At 61.0% G+C, this 15,837-nt stretch carries 12 protein-coding genes, 1 tRNA gene and 1 pseudogene; 7 read left to right on the forward strand and 7 right to left on the reverse strand.

From position 1 onward, the window contains the following. The first annotated feature begins 60 nt into the window (after window positions 1-60). On the forward strand, window positions 61-1,011 hold the full coding sequence (gluQRS, locus tag SH292x_RS22215) for a tRNA glutamyl-Q(34) synthetase GluQRS (protein WP_442483217.1): 951 nt from the start codon (window positions 61-63) through the stop codon (window positions 1,009-1,011). On the opposite strand, the gene SH292x_RS22220 is transcribed toward gluQRS, so the two are convergent. From SH292x_RS22220 to SH292x_RS22230, 3 genes are all read right to left on the reverse strand, one after another. Next, window positions 995-1,393 (reverse strand): hypothetical protein, encoded by a 399-nt coding sequence (locus SH292x_RS22220; protein WP_442483218.1) that lies wholly within the window; start codon window positions 1,391-1,393, stop codon window positions 995-997. The genes gluQRS and SH292x_RS22220 overlap by 17 nt on opposite strands. Window positions 1,394-1,739: 346 nt before the next feature. Further along, window positions 1,740-2,747, reverse strand: a complete 1,008-nt coding sequence (locus tag SH292x_RS22225) for a YhdH/YhfP family quinone oxidoreductase (protein WP_442483219.1) — start codon at window positions 2,745-2,747, stop codon at window positions 1,740-1,742. A gap of 5 nt (window positions 2,748-2,752) precedes the next feature. Next, window positions 2,753-3,112: a 4a-hydroxytetrahydrobiopterin dehydratase gene (locus SH292x_RS22230; protein WP_442483220.1), complete on the reverse strand. Its 360-nt coding sequence runs from the start codon at window positions 3,110-3,112 to the stop codon at window positions 2,753-2,755. A 386-nt stretch (window positions 3,113-3,498) separates the two neighbouring features. Here SH292x_RS22230 and SH292x_RS22235 point away from each other — a divergent pair, with 386 nt between their 5' ends. The 4 genes from SH292x_RS22235 (at window position 3,499) to SH292x_RS22250 (ending at window position 7,221) form a co-directional block, all read left to right on the forward strand. Continuing rightward, window positions 3,499-4,221, forward strand: coding sequence for a helix-turn-helix transcriptional regulator (locus SH292x_RS22235; RefSeq protein WP_442483221.1), 723 nt, complete (start codon window positions 3,499-3,501; stop codon window positions 4,219-4,221). Window positions 4,222-4,255: 34 nt separating this feature from the next. Then, on the forward strand, window positions 4,256-5,248 hold the full coding sequence (locus tag SH292x_RS22240; RefSeq protein ID WP_442483222.1) for a PSP1 domain-containing protein: 993 nt from the start codon (window positions 4,256-4,258) through the stop codon (window positions 5,246-5,248). An 81-nt stretch (window positions 5,249-5,329) separates the two neighbouring features. Beyond that, the gene (locus SH292x_RS22245; protein ID WP_442483223.1) at window positions 5,330-5,791 is read left to right on the forward strand and encodes a Minf_1886 family protein; all 462 of its coding nucleotides are present in this window, start codon (window positions 5,330-5,332) and stop codon (window positions 5,789-5,791) included. Window positions 5,792-6,099: 308 nt separating this feature from the next. Continuing rightward, entirely contained in the window at window positions 6,100-7,221 is a 1,122-nt protein-coding gene (locus SH292x_RS22250; RefSeq protein WP_442483224.1) for a prenyltransferase/squalene oxidase repeat-containing protein, read from the forward strand. Window positions 7,222-7,448: 227 nt separating this feature from the next. Here the strand turns inward: SH292x_RS22250 and SH292x_RS22255 are convergent, their stop codons facing one another. From SH292x_RS22255 to SH292x_RS22265, 3 genes are all read right to left on the reverse strand, one after another. Next, the gene (locus tag SH292x_RS22255; RefSeq protein WP_442483225.1) at window positions 7,449-9,203 is read right to left on the reverse strand and encodes a TIGR03545 family protein; all 1,755 of its coding nucleotides are present in this window, start codon (window positions 9,201-9,203) and stop codon (window positions 7,449-7,451) included. 5 nt (window positions 9,204-9,208) lie between these two features. After that, the gene (locus tag SH292x_RS22260; protein ID WP_442483226.1) at window positions 9,209-9,718 is read right to left on the reverse strand and encodes a TIGR03546 family protein; all 510 of its coding nucleotides are present in this window, start codon (window positions 9,716-9,718) and stop codon (window positions 9,209-9,211) included. 136 nt (window positions 9,719-9,854) lie between these two features. Further along, a complete protein-coding gene (locus SH292x_RS22265; RefSeq protein ID WP_442483227.1) occupies window positions 9,855-12,146 on the reverse strand; it encodes a HEAT repeat domain-containing protein in 2,292 nt (763 codons plus the stop codon). Window positions 12,147-12,258: 112 nt separating this feature from the next. On the opposite strand from SH292x_RS22265, the gene rfbB reads away from it, so the two are divergent. Together rfbB and SH292x_RS22275 are read left to right on the forward strand one after the other, a co-directional pair. After that, window positions 12,259-13,323, forward strand: a complete 1,065-nt coding sequence (gene rfbB, locus SH292x_RS22270) for a dTDP-glucose 4,6-dehydratase (protein ID WP_442483228.1) — start codon at window positions 12,259-12,261, stop codon at window positions 13,321-13,323. A gap of 711 nt (window positions 13,324-14,034) precedes the next feature. After that, window positions 14,035-14,108: transfer RNA gene (locus tag SH292x_RS22275), tRNA-Met, on the forward strand. A gap of 335 nt (window positions 14,109-14,443) precedes the next feature. Here the strand turns inward: SH292x_RS22275 and SH292x_RS22280 are convergent. After that, window positions 14,444-15,643, reverse strand: a pseudogene (locus tag SH292x_RS22280) (tyrosine-type recombinase/integrase); the annotation flags it as partial. Between the last annotated feature and the right edge of the window lie 194 nt (window positions 15,644-15,837).

The following is a 15,837-nucleotide window of genomic DNA, read 5'->3' on the forward strand; positions in this document are numbered from 1 at the left end:
TCCATTCGCGACCATCTGCGTCCATTCGCGGGCAGAACATCCTGAAGGCCCGAAATCACCATGGCACACCGCACTCGATTGGCTCCGTCGCCCACGGGGGCGTTGCATTTGGGGAACGCCCAGACGTTTCTCGTGAACTGGGCGATGGCGCGGCAGCAGGGCTGGCGGATCGTGCTGCGGATCGAAGACCTCGATGGCCCGCGGGTCAAGCACGGGGCGGATCGCGACGCGATGGAGTTGCTCGCGTGGCTCGGCATCGATTGGGACCAGGGGCCGTTCTACCAGTCGCACAACCTCGCGCCCTACCAAGATGCATTACGTCTGCTCGCCGCCCGCGGGCTCGCCTATCCGTGCAACTGCACCCGCAGCGAGATCGAAGCGGCCAGTCGCTCGGCTCCCCACGCCGACGAGCACGAGCTCTGCTATCCCGGCACATGCCGTCCCGCGGAACTCACCCCCATTTCGGCGAGCGATGTCGATCTCGACGCGTGCGGCTGGCGATTTCGGGTGGAGCCAGGCGAGCAAGCGTTCGTCGACCAGTTCGCCGGCGAGCAGCGAATCGATCTCAGTAAGTCGGTGGGTGACTTTCAGATCTGGACCAAGGGGGGTCTGCCGAGCTACCAGCTCGCGGTGGTGGTCGACGACGCAGGACAGGGGATCGACCGCATCGTCCGTGGCAACGACCTAGTGACCAGCACCCCACGCCAGCAACAGATTGCCGCGGCGCTCGGCGTGGAATACTCACCGCAGTTTTGGCACTTGCCACTCGTCCGCGGCGAAGATGGCAAGCGGCTCGCCAAACGGCACGGCGACACCCGGCTCGCCCACTATCGCACGCTGGGCGTCCCGGCGGAGCGCGTGATCGGACTACTCGCCGAGTGGTGTGGCATTGGACCTCGCGAACCGATGACGGCCGAAGAGTTGTCCGCGCGATTCCAAATCGAACGCATGCCGGCCGGCGACGTAACGTTTCTCGCGGCGGACGACGCGTGGCTCACGCAAACCAGCTAAGCACCGCGAGCGTCGCCGCTCCGCCGACAAGCAGCACCGCGCCGGCGCAGCCCTTCTTCGCCGGGCTGGTCGCCGACAAATCGAGCTTCTGCCACACGAACATCGTCTTCCACTGGGGGTCGTCGGCCGCGTAGCTGTCCATCGCCGCGATGACCTCCTCGGCCGTGAGCAACCGATCGGCCTGGTAGTGATGATCCGTGTCCCCGTCCTGGTACTCCAGCTCAAACCCGTCTTCGAGCCGCATGGTCTGCATGTAAGTTTGCGGACTACGCGTCAGGATGGCGTAGGTCGACTCGTCGACATCGAGCGTATCGATGGCGTGGCGGATATCGCCCGCCGACGGCGAGGAGAACTTGGTGCCCGCTTCGGTTTCAAGGTGCATGGTTGTTGAACGTGGAGTTATTTAGCCACGGATGGGCACGGATAAAACACGGATTGTAGCAAGTCTTCAGGGTGGCGGGAGTTGCGAGAGTTCGGGCGCAGGGGAACAGGAGCCAACGGAGGGAACAGAAGAGGATTGTGAACGGAAGAGAACGAAGCAAACGGAGCAATAACCAAGGATTCAATTCCGGCGACTTATCTTCTCTGTTTCCTCAGTTGCTTCCTGTTCCTCTAACTCCCGCTTCGTTCTCTTCGTTCCCTTCTGTTCATTCTCCTAACATTCGCGAACATCCGCGGAGATTCGCGGGCAAAATTGGGTCCGACTTTTTGCGAATCCGGCCACGAATTTAGTCCCTGGGTACGACCAAGGTTCGGCCGACGACCCCACCGGCGAGGATCTTTGCGACTTGCTGCGGGACCTCGGCGAGCGAGATCTCCGTGACGCACTTGTCCGGCAGTTCCACTCGCCATTCGCCTGCGAGTTTGCGCCACATTTCGAGTCGCATGTCGTGCGGGCACTTGGCCGAATCGATGCCCGCGAGCGTCACGCCGCGGAGGATGAAGGGATGCACCGTCAGGGGCAACTCGACGCCAGCGACCAGTCCGCATGCCGTGACCACGCCGCGGTGGAGTGTCGAACGCAGGATCGTCGTAAGCGGAACGCCGCCCACGGTATCGACCGCCGCCGCCCAGCGACTGGCTAGCAGCGGGCGGTTCGTCGAGTCGTTCACCACTTCGCGGCCAACGACTTCCGCGGCGCCGAGTTGTTTGAGCATCGCGGCTTGGTCGCTCTTGCCCGTGACGGCGGTCACTTCGTAGCCGAGCTTTGCGAGGATCGCCACGCTCCACGTCCCCACGCCCCCCGTCGCGCCGGTGACCACCACGGGCCCGCGATCGGGTGTGATGCCCCGCTCGACGATCGCGGTGACGGCCTGCGCCGCGGTGAAACCGGCAGTGCCTACGATCATCGCGCTGCGAGCATCGAGCCCCGCCGGCATCGCCACCACCCAGTCGCTCGGCACGCGGACGTAGCGGCTGTAACCACCCCAATGCTCGGCTCCGAGTCCGTAGCCCGTCACCAGCACTTCGTCGCCCACCCGCCAACGATCGCTCTTGGATTCCACGACACGGCCCGCACAGTCGATACCCGGCACGTGAGGCAACGACTTCACCACCCCCGCATGCCCACCACAGGCCAGCGCGTCTTTGTAGTTGAGCGACGAGTAGGCGACCTCGATCAGCACGTCGCCCGCGGGCAACTGATCGAGCGTAAGCCGTTCGAGTCGCGGGCCGGTCGTTTCATCGTCGCGTTTATCGACCACCAGCGCCGGAAACGGTTGTGCAATGTCGCTCATGATGTTCACGCCAGCGCGATGGGAAGCTGATCGATCTTTGCGGCGAGAATGAAATCGTTCTCGCTCAGCCCGCCAATCGCATGGGTCCACAGTTCGACCGAGACGTTGCGATACCCTTCGATGTGCAGGTCGGGATGGTGGCCATCGGCCTCGGCGACTTCGGCGCATTGGTTGAAGAAGTCGATGCCCGCCATGAAATTCTTCACTCGCCAGTCCTTGCGAATCCGCTGACCCTCATGGGTTAGGTACCAACCCTGGAGCTCGCCAAGCTGCAACTTGGCCTCGGCGAGCGAGCAAGGTTCGACCCCACCCTCGCAGGGCAGGCATTTTTTGGCGGTAAGCTGATCGGCCGTTTGCGGTTGCATGGCTGCCTCCCGGGGGATGGGGGAAAACTACCTAAGTTAGCGGCACGAACGTGTCGAAACGGGGGCCGCTGCGCCCCATTATGGCGGTCTCCAAGAGTGGGGCAATTGCCGGCACTGCTCGCAGCGGACATGAACGCAACGTGAACGCTGGAAGTTTGCGCGTCATCCCGAGAGAAGAAAATCCTAGAATCGACGAACAACTTCCGTGCCACCTGGGTGGCACTCTGGCTCCGGTATTCCCATCAATTTACTGCCCCAAAGTCGTTGAACAACCATAAGTTAGGTCGGCTTTGCCATCTCGGATGACGATTGGATTGGAGGTGGACCCTCGAGGTTGCAATCGCCGATCAAGACGATAAGTTCACGGCAAAGGCTGGTGTTCGCCTATGCAGTCGTTCTTTTTGCTTAGAACCACGCTGCTAGTTGATAAACCACGCTGCCCCGATCCTGCTGTAGCCGAGGACTTCGTCATGCACACGGTCATCGCGACCCCTAGAGTTCGAATCTCACCCACCAACCAAGTTGCCATGCCTTCGAAGGTCCAGCGAGTTGCCCTCTGCCTGCGTCGCGCGGTCGACCTCGAAGCCTACACGCAATTAATCGAGAGCATGGCGCACGCTCGGGTGCTGGTGCGAACCACCCAGCCCAAGTCGGTGCTCGCCGAGGCGGTGCGGACCCAGGTCGACCTGCTTGTAATCGACGGCGAGCTTGCCCTGAAAATGGGCCCAGCCGAACTCACCACCTTAAAAGAGAACCATGGAGTCGCCCAAGTCGCCATCCTTGCCAGCGACCGTCTGCATAACGGCACGCTTGGCGACTGGCCCGTCGTGTCCGATCTCGATCACCTGAGACCGCTCCTGGGGGACGGGCGGCCAGAGGCCGCCAATGGCCTAGGTGATCGGCCGGACTTTTCGACCATCACCAAGCGCGAGCAGGAAGTGTGGCGTCTCATCGCCGAGGGCAAATCGGTTCGAATCATAGCCGAGACAATGAAGCTCGCAGAAAGCACGATCGACAGCCACAAGTCGCGGCTCATGCGGAAGCTGAAGGTGCACAAGTCGCTCGATCTGGTCCGTTTGGCGGTAATTTACGGCATCCTGGATACCTAGTTCCCAGAATTGATACTAAGCTCGCAGAAATCCGTTGCGAAGCCGCGGTTATTGGGTCGCAACTTACCTAGCCCTCGGCGACCTGGTGCGGTATGGTGAATGGGTGCAGCCAGTGCCGCCACTGGCCCGCTTGTCGCTCCCGCCGGCCTCCGCGATTATGCCCAAATACGTCGTCCGCTACGGCTCCATGCGCCACCTTGGCGTGTTCAATACCAAAGGGCAGGGCGAGTTCCGCCGCGGTTCATTGGTTATTGCCCGAACCGGCCGGGGCATGGAATCGGGTGAAGTGCTGTGCGAGGCAACCGACGACGCGGTCAGCCAGCTCGAAGACCCCCAGCGGGGTTCGATTGTCCGCGAGCAAACCGAAGAGGATCGTCGCGAGATATTCCGCCTGCTGGGCCAGCAGCGACGCGAGTTCGAGGCCTGCGGCCGCCGCATCGCCGAGCAGGGCCTGCCCATGAAGCTCGTGGACCTCGAGCGGCTGTACGGCGGCGAGCGCGTGATCGTTTACTACCTGGCCGACGAGCGGGTCGACTTCCGCGAGCTCGTGAAAGTGCTCGCCAGCGAGTTCCAAACCCGCATCGAGATGCGCCAGATTGGCGTCCGGGACGAAGCCAAACTGCTAGCAGACTACGGCGATTGCGGGAAGCCGGTGTGCTGCAACACTCATCTGTCGGAGATGCCCCCGGTGTCGATGAAGATGGCCAAACTGCAGAAGGCGACGCTCGACCCCAGCAAAATCTCAGGCCGGTGCGGCCGCCTCAAGTGCTGCCTGCGGTACGAATACGACACCTACCAGGAGCTCCGCCGCGAGCTCCCCCCCATCGGGGCCGCCATAATTACGGACAAAGGCCGGGCCAAAGTCCTGAGCCAGGAGATCCTCGCCGGCCAATTACTGGTCGAAACCGAGGACATGCGGCGGGTGATTATCGACGCCTCGGAAGTTTTGACGGTACTCGGAAAGGCGAAATCTGGAGGGGATTCGGCTCCCCCGCCTCCCGCAGATGACAATTCTGAGGAAGAATAGTAAACGGCGGGCCATAATAGTATTAGAGACCAACTGCCCCGCACCGGCTCGTGTCCTTCACCCCCTAGTTGTTCGCCTGCCATGAGTAAGTCGATGCTCGACCCCAGCGATCCGATTGTCGATTTGCTGGACCGCGATCGGCGGTACAAGTTCGACGCGTACCTGTTCGTGTTCGACGCGCTGCACTACGCCCAGACTCGCCTGGAGCTAGGCAAGCCCTACGCCCCCGAAGAGTTCGAAGACCTCGATGATCTTGACGAACAAGTCGAGCATCACGTCTCGGGTCAAGAACTGTGCGAAGCGATTCGGTTGTACGCGCTAGAGCAGTACGGCCTTGTCGCGCAGTGCGTGCTTGGTCATTGGGGCGTCCGCAGCACTGCGGACTTCGGCGAGATCGTGTTCAACTTGATCGACATCAAGAAGATGAAGAAGACCGATCACGATCGCCGTGAAGACTTCGACAACGTCTACGATTTCGACGACGCGTTTCGCACCGGCTTCGAAATCACCATGCCCGATTCGAGCAAAGGGCGCGGGGCGTGAGTCGCCGTAAGAACGTTGAATCGGCGGGACGTCCAGCCATGCCGTCTGCCACGCCGCAATCCGCGGAAGCTCCGCCGGCGCTTGAGCGCTGGCCTCAACCGACTCGCCGTCGCGGCTTGGTCGTGTTAGCCGCCATTTGTTTGGCAGGTTGGCTACTTTTTCTCGCGTATCTCGCGGTTCGTGAAGCTAGCTAACGGCTATCGGTGCCGGTAGTCCTCGGCCCTGTTCTCGGCCTATAATTGAGTCGTTCAGGCCAAGAGTTGCGTTCGTCACGTTTTCTACTCACGTTACAGCTAGAGGTTTTTGTCATGTCACTGCGTCACTCGTTTGCCTGCGCGCTCACGCTGCTCGTTGCCCTGCCCACGATTTCACTCGCCGCCGACACCGCCACCTCGCCAGCCACGGCGAAGCAGCTCGCCTCGAAGGGCGTGCAGTTCCTCAAGACCTCGCAAGCCGCCGATGGCTCCTTCAGCGGGTTCGCCGGTCCCGGCGTCACCGCGATCGCGACCACTGGCATGCTTCGCAATGGGGCAACGACCTCCGACCCCACGGTGGCCAAGGCGATTGACTACGTGCTCAAGCATGCCCGCGAAGACGGTGGCATCTACGGCGAAGGTTCGAACCACAAGAACTACGAAACCGCCCTCGCCGTGCTGCTGCTCACCGAGGCGAACAAAGACGGCAAGTACGACGATCAACTCGCCAAGGCCGAGAAGTTCCTCAAGGGTCTGCAGTGGGACGACGCCGAAGGCCACGCCAAAGACAGCTTCAACTACGGCGGCGCCGGTTACGGCAGCCACTCGCGTCCCGACCTGTCGAACACCAGCTTCCTGCTCGACGCCCTCGTCGCGGCCGGCAATGGCCCCGATGACCCCGCGATCCAAAAGGCCCTGGTCTTCGTGTCGCGCACCCAGAACCTCGAGTCGCAGTACAACACCACGCCGTTTGCCTCGAAGGTCGGCGACGGTGGCTTCTACTACACCCCGGCTGCCGGCGGCACCAGCCAAGCGGGCAACACCGAGAACGGCGGCCTGCGGAGCTATGGCTCGATGACCTACGCCGGTCTCAAGAGCATGATCTACGCCGGTGTCGACAAGGACGACCCGCGCGTGAAGGCAGCTTATGCCTGGATCCAGAAGAACTTTACCCTCGACGAGAATCCCGGCATGGGCCCCTCGGGCCAGTTCTACTACTACCACACGTTCGCCAAGGCCTTGGCCACGCTGGGTGACGAAAACGTCGTCGACGCCGATGGCACCGAGCACAACTGGCGGAGCGAACTCGTCGCCAAGCTCGCCGAGCTGCAGCAAGCCGATGGCAGCTGGCTCAACACCGGCAGCGACCGCTGGATGGAAGCCGACCCCAACCTAGTCACCGGCTACGCGCTACTCGCCCTGTCGTACTGCGACGATGCAAAGGATGCCAAGTAGTCTCGGCCACAGATCTACACGGACGAATCACGGAAGAGCGTGGGTTAGTGGAAACACTCATCCACGCTCTTCTTCGCTTTTGTATTGATCGTTAACGCGCCCAAGGAACTGTGGGAGGGCTCTCCGAGTCCGATTTAGCGACTTGAAGCCGACCATTCGCGAACATCCGCGGCCATTCGCGGGCCAAGAATCTTCCTTCGTTCCCTTCTGTTCAAATCGCAAGCAGGCTATTTGAACAACTGCCCGAAGGGCGACTGGCCGATCTGCGGGTCGTTGCCGCGTTGGCCGAGTAGCGTGGCAATCACTTCGCCAGGACCTTGCAGCTCGCTGTTCACCTTCTGCTGGAAGGCGACGAGCTCGCCGTTGAGCTTGGCAACGTGCTTATCCATCTCCTGCTGGCCCTTGGCGAGCAGGCGTTCGCGTTCGACCGTCACCACTTCTCGCGCCGAGCGACTGATGGCCGAGGCCAGCTCGGTGCCAAGCGTCGAGTCGAGGTCGAAGTCGGGATCGTCCAGCGTGCCACTCACGGCGACCACCGTTTTCGCTTCGTGAATTCGCCCCACCGTTCCCGCGAGCGCCGTTTGCAGGCGAGTACCAAACGAGCCGGCACCAATCGTGGGATTGATCGCGAGCCCCGTCTGCGAGATTTCGAGCGTTCCTTCAATCTTATCGTCGACCAGGTGTAGCGCGAGCACTACATGCGCGTGCGACGGGGCAACCGCCAAATGCAGTTTGCCCGCGCGTCCTAGCGACGCGTCCGGAATCACGATGTCGCTCGCCACGCAGTGCACTTCGTCGCGCGAAACTTCCTGCGTGCGATCAAACGTGGCTTGCACGGTGAGCGGCAATCCACCCTTGGTCGTCAGCTCCAGGGTCGTCGGCTTCGTGTGCCACTCTGGCTGGTTGGTCCAGTCGCGAACCACACCGACGATCTCCACAGGCTGGCCCGACACGCGGGCCGAACCATCGAGGCGTACCGCGCGAATCAGCACGTCGGGCAGTCGCTCGCTGCCGGGGAAGAAGACATCCTCGCCCCGATGCTTGGGAGCCACCACCACCTTCTCACCACGCGCCGGCATGAGCTTGCGGGCCCAGCGAATCCAGCCCACCGTTTCGGTCAAGGGACCGGTCACCTTCTCGCCAAGCAAGTAATTGCTAAGCGACTTGGCATCGAGCTCGCCAAGCTCCAGCTTCTCGCGGAGCATTCGCTCGTCGTTCTTGCGAGCAAGCGTGATGCGATCGCGGTCCGCCTTCAGCTCATTGGGTAGCTTCGTCACTTCAGTCTGCAAGTCGCGGAGCGAGCGGCGAAGCTTCGTCACCCGGTCGGGAATCTGCGCAATGAACTCGGCGCTACGGAGCGGATTCTGTTTCGCTACGCGAACTTCTTGCTCCAGCAGCTTCGCCTCGGCCTTGATCGCCTTGGCCTGCGCTTCGAGCGCCTTGTACTTATTGGGCCATTTCTGGGCCAGCTCTTCCGCCAGCCGAACCGATTCGAGCTGCTGGCGAATATCGGCGTCGAAACGCGATTCGAGGTCTGTGACCCAAGCGTCCGCGTACTGACTGGCAATCGGAGTGATCCAGCTTGGTGCCGCTGGTTCTTCCTCTTCTGCCGGAGCATCGGGGAGCGCGCCCGACGTTTCGCGGGGCGTGCTGAACTCCAGGCCGCTGACCACCGCGTAGTCGGCGATCAGTTTCTTACGCAATAGCGCGTTGCTGTCAAAGTCGATCTCAATACGATCGGCTTCCAGCAAATTGGTCATTGGCTTGCGAGGATTCGCCACAGCCACGTCGCGAATCGCCACGCGAGTTTGGAGTAGCGACGACTTCACCGAGGCGACTTCGACACGCGCACCCACGGCCGCCTCGCCACTTGCGACCATCCCCCAGCGAAGGGCGTAGCCGCTCCCCACTTCCGCTGCCAGGTAAAGCAACGCAAGCAAGATGAGTCGCGGAACGATGTAGCCGAACCGAAGAAACTTCATGTGGTCTATCTCCCAAGACGAGCGGCGAACTGAGCGCCGGCCAGCGCGCGACCCAGGCGATAGCGAAGCGCCCAGCGATGAATCACCGGGCCAAACTTCTCAAACACCTTGTAGCTGCCGTAGTAGCAGGGATAGCTGACGTAGAGTGCCAGCATCAACGACCCGAGCGTGACGGTATTATGAAATCCAATGAATGGCCCGAGCGGTTGATCGTACAGCCAAGCAAAGTAGGGCACGAGCGACTCCGAATAGAGCACGCTGGCACCCAGCTTGTGCGTGATAGGATCGCACAGCGGCGAAAGGGCCGAGAAAATGGCCACGGCCAATAGTCCCGCCGGCTTATTCACGCGCAGCGCACACAGCAGCACGGCGAGCGAAATCGCAATCAGGTTGCCCTTCGGCACCATGCCCAGCACCATGCCGATGGTAAAGCCCCAAGCCATTTGCCGAGGCGATTCGTTGCCCAGAACGGCACTGATGAGTTGCCGCGTGGGATGGAGGAAGAGCGAAATCATGGCAGCCTGCTAGCAGTGACAAACGCAGGCACTCGCGGCGCACCAGCCTCCCTGGCCAGTTCGCGTGGTCCTGCTCCGTCAACATCGGCGGACCGTTTGCGCAGACTTTAGCGATTATGCCGCTCGTTGTTCGCGACTACTCGTCCTTGCTAGCATCGGCAGCGGACTTCTTCTCGCGCTCCGTGCGAACTTGAACCAGCTCGCGGAGAATCCGATCGGCATCGTCCCGATCGCGGTCGAGCTCTTTGAGCTTCTTGAGCGTCACCAGGGCGCGATCGAACGCACCTTCCTCGCCGCGGTTGTACTGCTCCTGCTGCAGGTACGCGAGATCCAGCCAGAACATGAAATTCTGAGGCTCCAGCTCGCACGCCTCGGACAGCCGCTTCTCCGACTCGTTGAGGTCGTCGAGCAGGTAGTGAACCATGCCGAGTCGGTAACGTACGTCGCCACTTTGCGGCAGAAGTCCGACGTCGCGCTTCAACAATTCGGCTTCCTCTTCGCGAAGCTTACGCACACGATCCTCGTTGCCGGGCATAGCAGACAGCAAATGCGCGAGCTCCGAGCGAGTCCCCGTCAGGTACGACTCTAGCCGCATCGCCGTGTCGAGTTCCTTGATCGCTAGCGGTACGTTGCCCGACCACATGGCAAGCTGCGAGAGCTGAATGTGCGAGGCGGCTCGCTCGTCGGTCATGTGCAACTGCTGCTTGAACTCTTCGATCGCTGCCCGCAGTGCGGCAGGAATCCCCTTGGGAAACGCCCGGGGTGGCAGCTCAAGCAGTCGCAGTGCCGCCGCGATGCGGACAGTTCGAACTGGATCGTCGAGCATCACGAGCAGCCGCGAGTTCACGTGTTCGGGCTCCGTAATCGGCACCGCCGTCACGGCCGCCTGCCGCACTATCGCTTCGGGCGCTGCCATGCATTCGACGAGTGTCTTCTCGGCCTCGGGCGTGGCGAACTGTCCCAATAGTTCGCATAGCGTGGCCCTCACGATCGCCGGCGTGTTGTGTCGCTCGATAGTTTCGATGATCGTGGGCACCGACGACGGATCCGTCTTGCGTCCCCCTGCAATCGCGTGCGCCCAGTGCGGATCGTCGGGGCGCTTGGTGCCATACCACTCTACGACTTTGGCCGCCGCCCACTCCGCCGACTCCTCGGCCTTGGTGTGGCAACGGTTGCACGCGTTGGGCGTCCCGAGCTCTACTGCCAGATCCGGCCGCGGCACGCGAATGCTGTGGTCGCGACGCGGATCGACCACCATGTAGTAACTCTCGGGCATGTGGCACTCGACGCACGACGCCCCCGGCGTGCCGACCACGTGGTGGTGATGCGCCGGCGTGTCGTACTTCGCCGGCACGTGGCACTGCGCGCACAGGGCGTTGCCTTCGAACTTCAGTTCGAGCGAATGAGGGTCGTGGCAATCGCTGCAACGAATCCCCTCGCGATGCATTCGGCTTTGCAGGAACGAGCCGTGCTCGAACACCTCGTCGAGTATCTGACCATCCGCGTGGTACAACCCTTCGTGAAGCAGCGATGGACTGAAGTAATCGAGAAACGGCTGGCCAGGACGGAAGTTCGGATGAATCTCCGCGCGCCGCGAGTGGCACTGGGCACACGTATCAAGCTGCGGCGTCGCATCGGCCGACTTTAGCCGCGCCAGCCCATAACCATGACGACGGTCCCAAAACAGCGAACGACTATTGGCGAGCTCGACGTGCAAACTCCCCGGCCCATGACACGCTTCGCAGCTGACGTCAATCTCCGAAAACGTCGTGTCGTAGGTGTTGGTCGCGAGGTCGTAGTTCTTCTTCAGATTCGTCGAGTGGCACTCCGCGCACGTCGTGTTCCAGTTCTGCGCGAGCCCCGTCCAGTGCGTCGGATCGTCGGGTGGCAGTCGAACGTCGGGGGCGTCGGGCGGAGGGACGTAGAACCACCGCTTCTTGTGCGGGTCCCAACTCTCTCGCAGCACCTGCACCCGACCATCGGGAAACTCGACCATGTACTGCTGCAGCGGATCGACGCCGAACGTGTACTTGATCTGGTAGTCGTGGTTCTTTCCGTCCGCCCCTTCGGTGTTCACCCAGAACTCCTTGCCACGCCGAAAGAACCGCGTAGTCACACCGAGCCGCTCGAACACCGCGTCGTTGAAATCGCCCTCGACCGATTCGTCCGTCGCGAGCTCCATCGAACGATCGTGGTGCGAGCCCATGAAGCTTTGATGCTCGGCTTGGTGGCACTCGATACACGACTCGCGACCGACAAAAGTCGCGTTCGCCAGGGCGTCTTGGGGCGCGGCTTGGAACCAGTCCGCAAACACAACCAGCGTCCCCCCCGCAACCGCCACCAGCGCGATCACCCACCACCACGCCATGCCGCGACGCAGAAACCGTCTTGTGAACGTACTGATCGGCACGCTGAATTGTCCCGGCATTGGAGGAGTTGAGGGCTAGAATTCCCCAGTGTAACCGGTAAGTGCCAAGCTCGCGAATGGCCGCGGATTATCGCGTAGCACCGCTTCGCGTCGCTATCTAAAATGGAGGGCTATGGACACCATCTTGGTCACCGGCGGAGCAGGGTTTATCGGCAGTTGCCTGGTGCGGCAACTCGTCGTCGCCGGCGATTGGAATGTCGTCACGCTCGACCTGCTGACCTACGCCGCCAGCCAGCGAACGCTCGACGAAGTCATCGGCAACCCGCGGCACACTTTCGTCCAAGGCGATATCGCCGACACCGATCTTGTTGCAAAGCTACTCGCCCAGCATCAACCGCGGGCGATCGTCCACCTCGCCGCCGAGTCGCATGTTGATCGCTCGATCGATGGTCCGCGAAAGTTCGTCGAGACCAACATCGTCGGCACGTTCACGCTCCTGGGCGCCACGCTCCGCCACTGGCAGTCGCTCTCGCAAGTGGACCGAGAAAAGTTTCGCTTCGTTCACGTCTCGACCGACGAAGTATTCGGCGCGCTCGCCGCGGTGGGAACGTTCGACGAGGAATCGCCGTATCGCCCGAACTCTCCTTACGCCGCCTCCAAAGCCGCGTCCGATCATTTGGTGCGGGCTTATCATCAAACGTACGGCCTGCCCACGATCCTCACCAACAGCTCGAACAACTACGGTCCCTACCAGCACCCTGAGAAGCTGGTGCCACTGATGGCGCTCAACGCGCTCGATGGCCGCGCGCTTCCGGTTTACGGTTCGGGCCATCAGGTCCGCGACTGGCTACACGTGTCCGACCACACCGCTGCGCTAGAGCTCATCGTGCGCCGCGGTGAGATTGGCGAGACCTACTGCATCGGCGGCGACTGCGAGCGAACCAACCTCGAAATGATCCAGTCCATCGCCGACATCGCCGACGAACTGCAAGGCCGCGCGGCGAACACTTCGCGCGAGCGAATCACCCACGTCGCCGATCGCCCGGGACACGACTGGCGCTACGCACTCGACGCAAGCAAGCTCCGGCGCGAACTCTGTTGGTTGCCCCGCGTGAAGTTGGAAGAAGGACTTCGCGAAACCGTGGCGTGGTACGCCGAACATCGTGATTGGGTCGAAGAAGTTTCGCGCGGTTTTGATCGCGATCAGCGTCTCGGACTCGGTTCGAGCGGCGCGTAAGCCAGTAAGCTCGGCACAACCGTCGCAGGGCGAACTTTGTCGCGCGAAATCTTTTGGCAGCGTTTCATTTTCTTCGAAATTGCTTTGCAGCCCCCATCCACGATTTGATAAACCTACTTGTGTTGTGATTTGCATCTCACAGCGATGCGAATCGAGGCCCTCTTTGCAATTCATCAGACAAGGAGACTCAAAACGCCAATCCTCTTCTATCTCGTTTACCGCTTCTTCAACTTGTTTTGGGTGAGGTGAGATTCACGCCAACTGGCACTGCTACGCGGAAGACTCCGAAGTTTCCCACTGCGAACCTCGAGGTGCCCAAGGGCCCTCGTTCGCCATGCCCAACATCGGGCGAATGACTCTCGGAAAAGTGTCGCCGGCTGCTTGCTCGGTTGCCTGGATTCTCTCGGACCACGATCGGCTTTCTCCAACCCCGAAAGGACACGACGCAAATCGAAACGGAAACCAGTCCCTAGAGCCCGCTTTGCGCACGTTCGCGAGGCGGGCTACTTTTTGCTCCCACCTGTTCAGGTGAATATTACTTCTAGGCAAGAATGTTTCACGTGAAACACTTGCGCTAAAGCTTTCTGGCCCGACTTGCCGATGACCCCCAGAATGTTTAAATTAAGGGTCTGGCCGGGGTGAACCCCCAGCCATCCGGCGTGTCCTGCTGGAAGTCTCCCGTAGGCGGCTTCCCAGACCCGCAAACCACTCGGCGGAGTAGCTCAGTCGGTTAGAGCAGCGGAATCATAATCCGCGTGTCGGGGGTTCGAATCCCTCCTCCGCTACTTGCGTCATCCCCCGTCAGATGACGACAAATCGACGCTAACCCTTGCTCTGGCAAGGGTTTTTGTTTGCGCTCACCGGAAGGTTCGGCCGAGGGCTCGGCGACAGCCGAAGCCATGCAAAGACACTCAAAGCCAAATGTTTGTACAACTCCTTGTACAACACTTTCAGCTGCGGAATCGACTGGGGTCGGATTGGGGATGTCCGCGGCTCCGGCCGCCGGGGTTCTCTGGACGGGTCCTGCCAGGGTATTGATGGCCTCCGATTGCTTGGCCACCTCGACATGGCTGTAGATGCCCATGGTGAGGTTCACGTCGCTATGCCGAGCAATGCTTTGGGCGATCTTGGGGTGGACGCCAGCCAGGGCGAGATTGGTGATGAAGGTATGGCGGTTGGCGTGGAAGTCGGCGTAGAGACCCTCCTCATTTTGGTACTGCAAGAAGTCTGACTCCTCGCGACGCTCGCGTTCAGCCGGTTGCTTCGCTTCCTCGATCCAGACCTTTCGAGCCCGCTCCAAGTCAAGCCGCATCATCTTCGCGGTGCGTCGTAATGCCCCCTTAGCTGCCTTGAGGGCAAACAGAGGAGCGTCGCGGTCTTCAGACTTTGTGGCGAGCCATTGCCGCAGGCGCTCGGCCACTTCAGGATGGAGCGGTACCACGTCATTCTTACGCCGCTTGCTGTATCCCGCCCGCACTTTCACGGTAGCTGGATCGCTTTGAAGCTGAAGCGACTTTCGGGTCAGGGAAGCCAACTCGCCTCGGCGGTACCCAGTCCATGCCGCTAATACGTAAAGCATTGCTCGGTCGGGTCCCGATACGCATTGGATTTCGGGTCCGTTTTCGGCAGCGGCTACCAACCGGGTAAACTCATCTGGGGAAATCGCACGGCGTTCCCATCGCTTGTCGGTGTCTGCGTTAATGGCCCCCAAGTGAGACAGCGGGTTGCGATTCTTGGGAACATGCCCACTCTCTTCCAGCCAAGTGCAAAATTGTTTGATGGCCGCCAAGTAATAGTTGCTGGTTTTGGCACCCATCCGCTTCGCCTCTCGCTCCGTGGCTAACCACTTGACGACTTCCGATGGGGTAATATCCACCCACCGTTCAAACTCGCAGCCAGTGAGCAACCGCGTGATCCGGGCGCAAGTTTGAGAGACGTGCTTGTCGGAGTTCGAAGAGCCTTGGAGGCACAATCGAAACTCCCCCAGATGTTCGCTCAGTGGCCGCAGTTTTCCCGACTCATGCGGGTCAGCCAGACCGGATTGAATCTGCTCGGCTTTGCGTTCCAACTCTGCCGCAAGTTGGGCGGTAGCTTCCTTGTCAGAATAGCCGGGGACGCGTTGCCACTCGCCGTGGGCGTCCTTGTACTTGATGTACCACTTCCGAGAGAAGTCCCGGTATTTCTTCTCTCCGGGCATCAGCGGCAGAAGTGCCGAGCGGCCGTTGACCTTCTTGCGATAGAACTTCTGACCGTTGCGAACGACAATATCTGCTCCCTCGGGGAGCACGCGAGCGATCATGACGCGGTGAAGTGAGGCCATGCCTATGCCTATGGTTGCTAATTGTGTTTGCCGTTACGACATCTATTCTGAATCCAGGCATTAATCTCGTCGAGGCTCCAGCGAACGGACCGGCCTATATAATACGGCTCTGGAACGGCTCCACTGCTCTTCAGTCGATCAATGCTGCGTACGGAGAGTACGAGCATCTTCGCTAGCCGAGCCTTCGTAATAAA

It is taken from the genome of Aeoliella fuhlenseeensis (assembly GCF_052161615.1).
In the GTDB taxonomy this organism is placed as follows: domain Bacteria; phylum Planctomycetota; class Planctomycetia; order Pirellulales; family Lacipirellulaceae; genus Aeoliella.